This window comes from Paucibacter sp. B51, assembly GCF_027863535.1.
GTDB lineage: Bacteria > Pseudomonadota > Gammaproteobacteria > Burkholderiales > Burkholderiaceae_C > Paucibacter_A > Paucibacter_A aquatilis.
This window is the reverse complement of record NZ_JAPIVN010000002.1, coordinates 189869-201232: the sequence shown is the minus strand read 5'-3', so window position 1 is coordinate 201232 and position 11364 is coordinate 189869. Positions and strand designations below refer to the sequence as shown.

Here is an 11364-nt window from a genome sequence, read left to right as displayed (position 1 = left end):
ACCCTGGAGTTGGAAAATGACCGATATCGTGATCGTGGCGGCGGCCCGTACCGCCATTGGCAAGTTTGGCGGCAGCCTGTCCAAGACCGCAGCGCCGGAGCTGGGCGCGGTGGTGGTGAAGGAACTGCTGCGCCGCAGCGGCCTGGAGGGTGGCCAGATCGGTGAGGTGATTCTGGGCCAGGTGCTGACCGCCGGCTCGGGCCAGAACCCGGCCCGCCAGACCGTCATCAAGGCCGGCCTGCCGAACACCGTGCCGGCCATGACCATCAACAAGGTCTGCGGCTCTGGCCTCAAGGCCGTGATGCTGGCGGCCCAGGCCATCCGTGACGGCGACAGCGAGATCGTCATCGCCGGCGGTCAGGAGAATATGAGCCTGTCCCCGCATGTGCTGCCCGGTTCGCGCGACGGCCAGCGCATGGGCGACTGGAAGATGGTGGACACCATGATCGTGGACGGCCTCTGGGACGTCTACAACCAGTACCACATGGGCATCACCGCCGAGAACGTGGCCAAGCAGTACGGCATCAACCGCGAAGCGCAGGACGCGCTGGCCCTGGCCTCGCAGCAGAAAGCCGCGGCCGCCCAGGACGCGGGCCGCTTTAGGGATGAGATCGCCGCCGTCACCATTCCGCAGAAGAAGGGCGACGCCATCGTCTTCGAGGCTGACGAGTTCATCAACCGCAAGAGCAATGCCGAAGCCCTGGCCGGCCTGCGCCCCGCCTTCGACAAGGCCGGCAGCGTGACCGCTGGCAATGCCTCCGGCCTGAACGATGGCGCCGCCGGCCTGGTGCTGATGAGCGCAGCCAAGGCTGCTGCCCTGGGCCTGACGCCGCTGGCCCGCATTGCGTCCTACGCCAGCGCTGGCCTCGACCCCTCCATCATGGGCATGGGCCCGGTGCCCGCCGCCCGCAAGGCCCTGGAGCGCGCCGGCTGGAAGGCGGCCGACCTGGACCTGCTGGAGATCAACGAAGCCTTTGCCGCCCAAGCCTGCGCCGTGCATCAGGAAATGGGCTGGGACTTGAGCCGTGTCAACGTCAACGGCGGCGCCATCGCCCTGGGGCACCCGATCGGCGCCTCGGGCGCGCGCATCCTGGTCACCCTGCTGCACGAGATGCAGCGCCGGGATGCCAAGAAAGGCATCGCCTCGCTGTGCATCGGCGGCGGCATGGGCGTGGCGCTGACCGTCGAGCGTTGATCGTTCCCCCGGCAAACCCCACTAGGGCCAACCCCGCTTGACCCCGCCCGGGGCTTGCGGGACGCTTTGATCGCGTCTTTGGCAACACACAACAGCAGAGGTCCGGTCGCCGTGAAGGACGCGACGGCGGTGCGGACTCACACGTTCAAAGCCATGGAGGCAAGGAGTTAGATATGAGCCAGAAGATTGCATACGTCACCGGCGGCATGGGTGGCATCGGTACCGCCATGTGCCAGCGCCTGCACAAGGAAGGCTTCAAGGTCATCGCCGGCTGCGGCCCCAGCCGTGATTTCACCAAGTGGATCAACGAGCAGGCCGCCCTGGGCTACACCTTCCACGTGTCGGTCGGCAATGTGGCCGACTGGGATTCCACCGTCGAGGCCTTTGCCAAGGTCAAGGCCGAGCACGGCCCCATCGATGTGCTGGTCAACAACGCCGGCATCACCCGCGACGGCATGTTCCGCAAGATGACCCGTGCCGATTGGGACGCGGTGATCGACACCAACCTGAATTCCATGTTCAACGTCACCAAGCAGGTGATCGAGGACATGCTGGACCGGGGCTGGGGCCGCATCATCAACATCTCCTCGGTCAATGGCGAGAAGGGCCAGTTCGGTCAGACCAATTACTCGGCCGCCAAGGCCGGCATGCACGGCTTCACCATGGCCTTGGCCCAGGAAGTGGCCAGCAAGGGCGTGACGGTGAACACGGTCAGCCCCGGCTACATCGGTACCGACATGGTCAAGGCCATCCGCCCCGACGTGCTGGAAAAAATCGTCGCCACCATCCCCATCAAGCGACTGGGCACGCCCGAGGAAATCGCCGCCATCGTCGCCTGGCTGGCCGGTGAAGACTCCGGCTTCACCACCGGCGCCGATTTCTCCTGCAACGGTGGATTGCACATGGGGTGAGTCACGAGCGAGGACAGTCCTGAGGACTGTCCGACCCGTGACGAACGACAGCCCACGTCTTGCGTGGGCTGGCTGGGGAGAGAAAGGGACAGGCTGCAGCCCTGCGGCTGCAGCCTCGCCCTGATCACGCCAGGCCGCGTCTCGCGCGGCCTGGCCGGGGTGGTGGAGTCCAGGCGTCCACCATCCGCTTGAGTCAGGGACCCTGGTGACTCGCGGATCGAGTCAAAGAAGAAAAGCGCCCGAACTCGAACCCCGGGCGCTTTTCTGTTTCTCGCTAAGCCTCGCGGCGCGGCGCCCGCAGCGCCCGCATCAACTCCCCCGGCGAGCGCCACACATAGCGCCACTCCGCCGCTTCGCTGCCATCTTGCAAGGTGATCACCACCCGCTCGGCCGGCCGTGCGCCCAAGTGCTCGTAGACCGCGCGGGCGGCCGTGTTGGCCTCGAACACCCAGAGGTACAGGCCCAACTCGCTCACATCACCGAGTTTCTGCAGGAAGTGTTCGCTCAAGGCCGCCAACAGTCTCCGGCCGATGCCCCGGCCTTTCTGATCGGGCCGCACATGGAGGTTGTCCAGCAGGCTGCCCCACTGCGCATCGAAGGCGGGAAAGGCAAAGGTGAAGCCTAGCGCCTCGCCCGAGGCCTCGCGTGCGATGAAGCCAAAGCTGCCCGGCGATGGCTCGCTGATCAGGCGCCGGGTCCACAGGGCCTGGCGGGTTTCGACCACCCGCTCGCTGTCCAGAAAGGCATCGCTGAAGATGCCGCGGTAGGCGCTGCGCCAGCTCTCGCGGTGCAGACGGGCCACATCGGCCAGGTCCTCGGGGCGGATGGGGTGGATGGAGATCATGGCGTGGCGGTGGGTGCGGTGTTGGCGCCGGCGTCAGTGTCAGCGCGCAGCCGCTGGACCAGAAAAGCCAGCACCTGCTGGCGGTAGGCCTCAGGCGCAAAGGCCTGCAGGTCGGTGTGATGGGCCCCGTCCAGCAGCCACAGCGTGTGCAATTGCGGCGCGGCCGCGGCCATGCGTCGGGTTTCGGCAGGCGGTGTTTGCGTGTCCAGCTGCCCGCCCGCCACCAGCACCGGCGTCTCGCCGAGCTGACGCAAGGCTTGCTCGGGCCGCAGCTGCGAAGGTTCCACGCCGAGGCGCAGCGGCAGCTGGCTCAACAGCATGGGCGTCAGGCCTTGGCTCAAGGCTTCACCGATGCGCACGCGCAGGCGGTTGTGCACCGCCTCCTCGATGGTCGGGTAGACCGATTCCAGCGCCACCGCTTGCAGCGGCCCGCGCTCTTGAGGTGACAGGAGCAGCAGGGAGGCGCCGCCCAGGGACACACCGATCACGCCCAGCTTCTCTTGCGGCAGCTCGCGGCGCAGGAAGCTCAGCGCCGCCGCCACGCCTTGCGACTCGCGCCAGCCAAAGCTGATCCGCTCGCCACTGCTTTCGCCATGCGCCGGCAGGTCGATCAGCAGCACGCTCATGCCCGTCTGATGCAGCAGGCGCGCCCGCGCCAGCATCTGGCCGCGATGGCTGCGCACGCCGTGCAGCAGCAGCACCGCGCCGCGCCCCGGTTGGCCGGGGGAGAACCAGGCGCTGACCTGGCCGGGCGCTTGCTCACCCACCGCATCGGGGATGGGCCGGGGGACGGGGATGCGAACCGCGCGCGCTTGCAAATCGGCCGGCGGCGGACCCAGGCTGGCACGGGCGGGGCGGCTGAGTTGCTCGCCGGCGATCCAGAGTCCCGCCCCAGTCAAGACGCTCAGCATCACGAGTGCCAGCGCGCCGCGGCGCCACCGAGGCCCAGACCTGGTCGCTCCGCTCATTGCGGCTCCAGCACGATCTGCTCCTGCGCCGCGCCCAGGCTGAGCCGGCGGATGCGCAGCCTGGCCTGAGCTTTGGGCAGGCCGCTGCGGGCATGTTCATCACTCAGCTCCAAACGGCCATGGGCCAGGGCATGCAGCTCGACATGGGTCAGCTGATCCCCGAGGGCGAAGACCAGGGCCTGATGGTCGGCCGGTACGGCCGGGTAGCGGATGATGCGGCCACAGATGTTGCGGCCCGCCTGGATGAACTCGCAGATCGCGTCCCGCGTGCTGCCGGGTTCGAAGCGGTAGACCCGGTCCCAGCCAAAGCTGGTCAGCCGGGCCAGTTCGACATGCTGGGCGGAAGGGTCACGGGTGATCTCGCCGATGCGCTGGCTGATCTGCCCCGTGCCGGCACCGAGCTCGCTGCAGGCGATCAGTAGCAGGGAACTCAGCAGCAGGCCGCTCAGACCGGTGATCCAGGATGTCAGTCGCCGTGCGCTCAGGCGTGGCGGGGTGAAATGAAAGACTCTGAGCATGGCAGGCGAGAGGGGTGCTTGAAGATGAGAATGCCGCAGACCTGCAGCATTCTCGCCCGCTCTCCGGCCAGGCTCGCAAACCTTCAGATTCAGCGGCCTTGGTAGTCCACCGCAAACACCGGCTTGCCGCCGCACCAGACGCGCTCCACCGCCGCCTGACCGCCGGGCCGGGCCACGCTGATCAGGTCGGCGCGCAGGCCGACCGCGATCTCGCCGCGGTCGTTCAAGCCGGCGGCGCGGGCCGGGCCCAGGCTGACCAGGCGGGTGGCTTGGGGCAGGCCCAGGCCTTCGCGATGGACCAGGGCGTCGACGGCGGCCAGCATGGTGGCGGGCGCGTAGTCGGCGCAGAGGCAGTCGGCCACGCCGGCGTGGATGGCGTCCAGCGCGCGCATATTGCCGCTCTGGCTGCCGCCGCGCATGACATTGGGCGCGCCCAAGATGGTGGCCAGTCCAGCGGCATGGGCGGCGCGGGCGGTGTCCAGATTGATGGGGAACTCGCTCATGCGGGCGCCCAGGCTCTTCATGGTCAACACGCGCTGCGGGTCGTCGTCGTCATGGCTGGCGGTGGGCACGCCGCGCTGCTTGGCCCGCTCCATCACAGCCAGCACGCGCTCGTCGGCGCTTTGGCGGGCCTGCATCTTTTCCTCGGCCATTTGCAGGGCGGCTTGCTGGCTGCTGCCGTGGTTGCCCATCATGTAGGCGACATAACTGTCCAGATGCTTGAACTGGCCCTGGCCCGGGGTGTGGTCCATGATGGACAGCAAGTCCACGCCGCCCTCGTCCAACAGCCCCAGCACATGGGGCAGGGCGCTGAGGTCGGTGATCTCATAGCGCACATGGACGCGGTTGTCGATCAGCTCATGGGCCTTCAGGCGGCGCAGGGCGCGCACCAGTTCGGTGGCCGTCTCGTTGTTGCGCACGCCCCATTCGGCATGAGCAAATGACAGCGCATGGTAAGGCGTGGTGATGCCGGCCGCGGCATTGCGGCGGTCGATATTGATGCAGGCGAAGTCCAGGGGGAAAAGCACGCGGGCGCGCGGCTCCACTTCCTTTTCCACGGCGTCGCAGTGCAGGTCCACCATGCCGGGCAGCAGCCATTGGCCGCTCAGGCTCAGCTCGGGCGCGCCGCCGCCGGACTCGGGGTTGATGGCGGCGATGCGGCCGTCGGCACCGATCAGCAACGAGGCGTCGTGCAGCTCCTGCTCGGCCAGGACGATGTGGGCATGGGTGAGGTAGAGCGGGGTGGTGGTGTTCATCGTGTGCACTTCTTTCGCGGGCTTTGCTCAGGCGGCCATCGCCATCTCGGCGTGGCTTGCGGCTGAGCTCAGGGCTTGCAGGGGAAGGCGCTGCGTGGCCACGGCCTCGCGCACCTCGGCGTCATGAAAAATGCCGACCACCGCCTGGCCGGCGGCGCAGGCTTCGCGGATCAGGGCAATGACGACGGCGCGGTTGGCCGCGTCGAGCGAGGCGGTCGGTTCGTCCAGCAGCAAGAGGGGCTTGGGGGCGATGAAGCCGCGCGCGATATTGACGCGCTGCTGCTCGCCGCCCGAGAAGGTGGCCGGCGGCAGGCCCCAGAGCCGCTCGGGCAGATTCAGCCGCGCCAGCAGCTCGGCCGCGCGCTGCATGGCCTCCTCGCGCCCGGCGCCCAGGGCTTGCAGAGGCTCGGCCACGAGGGCTTGGCTGCTGACCCGTGGAATCACGCGCAGGAACTGGCTGACATAGCCGACCGTGTCGCGGCGCAGGGCCGTGAGCCGCTGTGGGCTGATGCGGCAGAGGTCCAGGATCTCATCGCTGCCCGCGGAGCGCAGCAGGATCTCGCCGCTGCTGGCAAGGTAGTTGCCGTAGAGGCAGCGCAGCAGGCTGCTTTTTCCCGCGCCCGAGGGGCCGTCCAGCACCAGGCAATTCCCGGCGTGAACCTCAAAGGACACCGCGTTCAGAACCGGCAGCTCCAGGCCGCCTTGCTGGTGCAGGGTGAAGGTCTTGCTCAGGTCGCGGACTTCGAGGACGGGATGATTCTTGTTGATGGCCATGTCTTGATCCTTCATTTCATGCGGCCAAAACCGAGGACACCAGCAGCTGGGTGTAAGGGTGCTGCGGGTCGTCCAGCACCTGGTCGGTCAGGCCGGTCTCGACGATGCGGCCATGGCGCATGACGATCAGGCGCTGGGCCAGCAAGCGGGCCACGGCCAGGTCGTGGGTCACCAGGATCACGGCCAGGTCCAGCTCGGCGGCCAGGCCGCGCAGCAGGTCCAGAAAGCGCGCCTGCACAGAGACATCGAGGCCGGCCGTGGGTTCATCCATGAAGACCAGGCGTGGGCGGCTGACCAGGTTGCGGGCGATCTGCAGGCGCTGCTGCATGCCGCCGGAGAAGCTCTTGGGCGCGTCGTCCAGGCGTTCTGCCGGGATCTCCACCCGCGCCAGCCAGTCGGCCGCCGCGCCGCGGATGTCGCCGTAATGCCGTGCGCCCACGGCCATCAGCCGCTCGCCGATATTGGCGCCGGCCGAGACCTGCATGCGCAGGCCGTCACGCGGGTTCTGGCGCACAAAGCCCCAGTCGGTGCGCCAGAGCTCGCGCAGCTGGGCTTGGGTCAGCGTGCCGAGGTCGGTGAGGCCGCGGTCCTTCAGGTCGTATTGGATCTGGCCCTCGTCGGGCTGCAGCTGGAAGGCCAGGGTGTTGAGCAGGGTCGATTTGCCCGAGCCCGATTCACCCACGATGCACAGCACCTCGCCGGGGTAGAGGTCGAGGTCGATGCCTTCGCAGCCGATGCGGGCGCCGTAGCGCTTGGCCAGGCCGCGGACTTGCAGCAGGGGGCGGCTCATGCCTGCGCTCCTGCAAAGCCAGCAGCGCTGGTGGGGCTGTTCTGCGTGCCGCGGTGGCCCTCGGCCTGGCGCGTGTTGCAGTACTCGGTGTCGGAACAGACGAACATGCGCTGGCCCTGGTCGTCGAGGATGATCTCGTCCAGATAGGACTCGGTGGCGCCGCACAGGGCGCAGGGCTCGCTCCAGCGTTCGATGGCAAAGGGGTGGTCCTCGAAATCGAGCGAGCGCACATCGGTATAGGGCGGTACGGCGTAGACCCGCTTCTCGCGGCCGGCGCCGAAGAGCTGCAGGGCCGGGCTTTGGTGCAGCTTGGGGTTGTCGAACTTGGGAATGGGCGAGGGCCGCATCAGGTAGTGGCCGTTGACGATGACGGGGTAGTCGTAGGTGGTGGCGATGCGGCCGTGGCGCACGATGTCCTCGAACAGCTTGACATGCATGACGCCGTATTCGCTCAGCGCGTGCATGGTGCGGGTTTCGGTCTCGCGCGGCTCCAGCCAGCGCAGCGGCTCGGGGATGGGCACCTGGAAGACCAGGATCTGCCCGTCCTGCAGCGGCGTCTCGGGGATGCGGTGGCGGGTCTGGATCAGCGTGGCCTCGCGTGTGGCCTCGGTGGTGCGCACGCCGGTCACCTTCTGGAAGAAGCTGCGGATGTTGACCGCATTGGTGGTGTCGTCCGCGCCCTGGTCGATGACCTTGAGGCAGTCGCTCTGGCCGATCACCGCGGCCGTGACCTGGATGCCGCCCGTGCCCCAGCCATAGGGCAGGGGCATCTCGCGGCCGCCGAAGGGCACCTGGTAGCCGGGCAGGGCCACGGCCTTGAGCAGGGCGCGGCGGATCATGCGCTTGGTGTGCTCGTCCAAGTAGGCAAAGTTGTACCCACTGCTCATTTCGCTTGCTCCTTGTCCCATTCCGCCCGCAAGCGCCGCAGCAGCTCAAGATTGGTTTGAAAGTCCACGTAGTGCGGCAGCTTCAGGTGCTGCAGAAAGCCCGAGGCCTCGACGTTGTCGCTGTGCGAGAGCACAAACTCCACGTTGTTGGCCGGCAGCTCGCTGTCTTCGCCAAACTCCTCGGCGCGCAGCGAGCGGTCGACCAGGGCCATGGCCAGGGCCTTGCGCTCGGCGTGGCCGAAGGCCAGGCCGTAGCCGCGGGTGAACTGCGGTGCGGTGTCGGCGCTGCCGTGGAACTCGTTGATCAGCTGGCACTCGGTCAGCTCGACCTCGCCGATCTCGACCGCGAAGCCCAGCTCCTCGATGTGCATCTCCACCGGCACGGCGCCGTAGCGCAGCTCGGCCGCAAACGGGTGGGTGGTGGCATAGCCGCGCTGGGTGCTGTAGGCCAGGGCGAGCAAAAAGCCCTCGTCGCCGCGTGCCAGGTTCTGCATGCGGGTGGCGCGGTCGGCCGGGAAGAGCAGGGGCTCGCGGGTCAGGTCGGGCGGCGGCGGGGCGCCGGGCGCCTCGGGCTCGGCCGCTTCCAGCAGGCCTTCGCGGCTGAGCAGGTCGGTCACGCGTGGCGCGTGCAGGGGCTCGGCGCGGGCGGCGCTGTGAGAGGACTGCGCCTCGCTGCTGCCGGAGGACTCGCGCATCAGGCCAAAGTCCAGCAGGCGCTGGGTGTAGTCGAAGCTGGGGCCCAGCAGCTGGCCACCGGGCAGGTCCTTGAAGGCCGAGGAGATGCGGCGTTCCAGACGCATGCGGCCGGTGTCCAGAGGTTCGCTGTCGCTCAGGCGCGGCAGGGTGGTGCGGTAGGCGCGTAGCAGAAAGATCGCTTCGATCAGGTCGCCACGCGCCTGCTTGATGGCCAGGGCGGCCAGGTCCTCGTCGTAGAGCGCGCCTTCGCACATCACGCGGTCCACGGTCAGGCGCAGCTGCTGCTTGATCTGCTCGATGCTGAGCTCGGGCTGGGCGCTGTCGCCCCGGCGCGCCTGGGCCAGCAGTTCGCGCGAGGCCTCGATGGCGCGCTCGCCTCCTTTGACGGCAACGTACATCTCAGAGCTCCCAATCGATGAGGGTGGTGCGCGGAAGGGCCAGCAACTGCCGACCTGCGCACAGCACCAGGTCGACGCCGAGCGGGAAGCGCCGGCGGTTGTCTTGCACAAAAGCCTGGCTGATCTCGGACCAGCCGGCCACCTCGATTCGTGTCTCGCCTTGGATGCCCGGGCCGCGCAGGCGCAGCGATCCACTGCCCGTTTCCAGCGCTGGCACCTCGATGAACAAGGTGGCCGAACGGTCGGGGTAGGCGGCATCGCCGAGGCGCAGGGCGTCCAGCGTCGGCAGCGCGTTCAGGTTCTGCACCATCAGGAACTGTGCCTCGCCCATCTCCGCGACCAGGGGGCAGCCGGCATGGAAGCGCAGGTGCTCCCCCGCGGCGCCGCTGCGCAGCTCGGGCGGCAGCCACAGCGGCGTGTCGCGGTCGGCCAGGGCCAGCAGCAGGGCGGTCAAGGCCGGCTGCAGGCCGGCGGGTGCGTTCAATTCAAAAGGCAGGCTTTGCAGGCTGCCGGGCCGGGACATGGCGTCCAGCAGGCAGCGGAAGGCCTGCTGCGCGTCATGCACCGGGTCGGCAAAGCCGGGCAGCAGCTGCTCGAGGCGCAGGCCGGCGGCGGGGGCGCTCGCGTTCATTGCATCACTCATGCTCATGGCTCAGTCCTCACCCCGCACCAGGGTGTAGAAATCCACCTTGCTGCGTGCCACTTCGGCGGCGCGGCGGGCGTGGCGGTCTTGTTCGGCCTCGGCCAGGGGGCGCAAGAGCCGGGCTTGCAGCTGCGGTGCCCAGTCGGGCGTTTGCAGCAAGGCGTCGGCCAGGGCGACCAGCTCGGCATGGCGCGGGTCGCTGCCGCGCACGGTGCCCACGCCGACGCTGGCCGGCAGGCCCGGTGCCTGCAGGCGCAGGGTGCAGCGGGTGACCGTGGCCTCGCCCAGATTGAAGACCTGGCCGCCACCGCCGAGGCGGCCCCGCAACATCAGCATGCCGGTTTCGGGCCGGCGCAGCCATTCAAATTGGGGCAGGGGCTGCAGCTCGGCCAGCTGCTGCTCCAGATCCTGAGGCCGGGCGCGGGCCAGCAGGCCCAGGGCATGGCGGCGTGCGTCCTGCGCTGCCGCGAGAGGGATGTGTGATGACACGTCGGATCCCGTCAAAGCATCTAATCGTCTAGACGACTTGCGGCGGCCATGTGCCGGCAAGCCCTGGCGATGCGGCGCATTCTTCAGGGCCGACATGAATCTTTCGTGAATCGTCTCTAAGCTGTTTGGCAACCGTGATCCAGGGAATAGAGACTCAGCATGCAAGAGCAGCGTGGCCAGTTGGTGGAACGAGGCACCGGCGTGGCGGTGTGGCGCCAGATCGAGGCGGCGCTGCTGCGCGACATCCGCGAGCGGCATTACGCCGCGGGTGAGCGCATCCCGAACGAGACCGAGCTGGCCGAGCGCTTCGGCTGCAACCGCCACACCGTGCGGCGCGCCCTCGGGGTGCTGGAGCGTGAGGGCCTGCTGCGCGTGGAGCAGGGCCGCGGCACTTTTGTGCAGGAGCATGCGATTGCCTACAGCGTGGGCAAGCGCACGCGCTTCTCGCAAAACCTCAGCGGCCAGGGCCGCAGTGGCCGCATCGAGCTGCTGCGCGCCAGCGAACTGCCTGCCACGCCCGAGCTGGCTCAGGCCCTGGAGCTGGCGCCGGGCACGCCGCTGCTGCAACTGCTGACCCTGGGTCATGCCGGCGCGGGCAGCGGCGGGCAGGATGCGGCAGCGCCGCGCGCCATCAATCTGGCCCGGCACAGCTTCGAGGCGGCCCGCTTCGCCGGCCTGGACGCGCTGCTGCGCGAGACCGGCTCCATCACCCAGGCCCTGCAGCATTTCGGGGTGAAGGACTACACCCGCGGCCAGACCCGGGTGATGGCCGCCATGCCCGACGCCGAAGCCGCGCGCCTGCTGGCCCAGCCGCGCTCGCGCCCGGTGCTGCTGGTCGACTCGGTCAATCGCTGCAGCGAGCAGGGGCGGGTGTTCCAGCACACGCTGGCGCAGTTCAGTGGCGACTGGGTGCAGCTGGTGTTCGAGCCCTGATGGCGAGGCCAGCCCAGTCGCGTCATGCCCCTGTCAAAGCCTCGCGCTAGGCTGGCGATCGC

Annotated in this window: 13 protein-coding genes; 3 read left to right on the top strand and 10 right to left on the bottom strand. The window is 68.5% G+C overall.

Annotated elements, in window-relative coordinates; genetic code table 11:
• Positions 1-16: 16 nt before the first annotated feature.
• Together OOB33_RS21865 and phbB are read left to right on the top strand one after the other, a co-directional pair.
• Complete coding sequence (locus tag OOB33_RS21865; protein WP_271010208.1) at positions 17-1195, top strand: acetyl-CoA C-acetyltransferase; 1179 nt, start codon at positions 17-19, stop codon at positions 1193-1195.
• Between the two features lie 173 nt (positions 1196-1368).
• On the top strand, positions 1369-2106 hold the full coding sequence (gene phbB / locus OOB33_RS21860; RefSeq protein WP_171826929.1) for an acetoacetyl-CoA reductase: 738 nt from the start codon (positions 1369-1371) through the stop codon (positions 2104-2106).
• A 274-nt stretch (positions 2107-2380) separates the two neighbouring features.
• Here the strand turns inward: phbB and OOB33_RS21855 are convergent, their stop codons facing one another.
• The 10 genes from OOB33_RS21855 to phnG form a co-directional block, all read right to left on the bottom strand.
• On the bottom strand, positions 2381-2950 hold the full coding sequence (locus OOB33_RS21855; protein ID WP_271010207.1) for a GNAT family N-acetyltransferase: 570 nt from the start codon (positions 2948-2950) through the stop codon (positions 2381-2383).
• Positions 2947-3861, bottom strand: a complete 915-nt coding sequence (locus OOB33_RS21850; RefSeq protein ID WP_271010206.1) for an alpha/beta hydrolase — start codon at positions 3859-3861, stop codon at positions 2947-2949. Before OOB33_RS21850 ends, OOB33_RS21855 begins: the two co-directional genes overlap by 4 nt.
• Positions 3862-3914: 53 nt before the next feature.
• Complete coding sequence (locus OOB33_RS21845) at positions 3915-4436, bottom strand: hypothetical protein (RefSeq protein WP_271010205.1); 522 nt, start codon at positions 4434-4436, stop codon at positions 3915-3917.
• 89 nt (positions 4437-4525) lie between these two features.
• Positions 4526-5692, bottom strand: coding sequence for an alpha-D-ribose 1-methylphosphonate 5-triphosphate diphosphatase (locus OOB33_RS21840; protein WP_271010204.1), 1167 nt, complete (start codon positions 5690-5692; stop codon positions 4526-4528).
• Between the two features lie 27 nt (positions 5693-5719).
• Positions 5720-6460: a phosphonate C-P lyase system protein PhnL gene (gene phnL, locus OOB33_RS21835; RefSeq protein ID WP_271010516.1), complete on the bottom strand. Its 741-nt coding sequence runs from the start codon at positions 6458-6460 to the stop codon at positions 5720-5722.
• Positions 6461-6482: 22 nt separating this feature from the next.
• A complete protein-coding gene (phnK, locus tag OOB33_RS21830) occupies positions 6483-7256 on the bottom strand; it encodes a phosphonate C-P lyase system protein PhnK (protein ID WP_271010203.1) in 774 nt (257 codons plus the stop codon).
• Positions 7253-8143 carry an alpha-D-ribose 1-methylphosphonate 5-phosphate C-P-lyase PhnJ gene (locus tag OOB33_RS21825; protein ID WP_102766419.1) on the bottom strand — a complete coding sequence of 297 codons (891 nt, stop codon included), beginning with the start codon at positions 8141-8143 and terminating at the stop codon, positions 7253-7255. Before OOB33_RS21825 ends, phnK begins: the two co-directional genes overlap by 4 nt.
• The gene (locus OOB33_RS21820; protein WP_271010202.1) at positions 8140-9237 is read right to left on the bottom strand and encodes a carbon-phosphorus lyase complex subunit PhnI; all 1098 of its coding nucleotides are present in this window, start codon (positions 9235-9237) and stop codon (positions 8140-8142) included. The genes OOB33_RS21825 and OOB33_RS21820 overlap by 4 nt, the downstream gene beginning before the upstream one ends.
• Before the next feature lies 1 nt (position 9238).
• The gene (gene phnH / locus OOB33_RS21815; RefSeq protein ID WP_271010201.1) at positions 9239-9868 is read right to left on the bottom strand and encodes a phosphonate C-P lyase system protein PhnH; all 630 of its coding nucleotides are present in this window, start codon (positions 9866-9868) and stop codon (positions 9239-9241) included.
• Positions 9869-9889: 21 nt separating this feature from the next.
• Positions 9890-10369 (bottom strand): phosphonate C-P lyase system protein PhnG, encoded by a 480-nt coding sequence (gene phnG / locus OOB33_RS21810; RefSeq protein ID WP_271010200.1) that lies wholly within the window; start codon positions 10367-10369, stop codon positions 9890-9892.
• Positions 10370-10528: 159 nt separating this feature from the next.
• On the opposite strand from phnG, the gene phnF reads away from it, so the two are divergent.
• Positions 10529-11302, top strand: coding sequence for a phosphonate metabolism transcriptional regulator PhnF (phnF, locus tag OOB33_RS21805; RefSeq protein ID WP_271010199.1), 774 nt, complete (start codon positions 10529-10531; stop codon positions 11300-11302).
• The last annotated feature ends 62 nt before the right edge of the window (positions 11303-11364 follow it).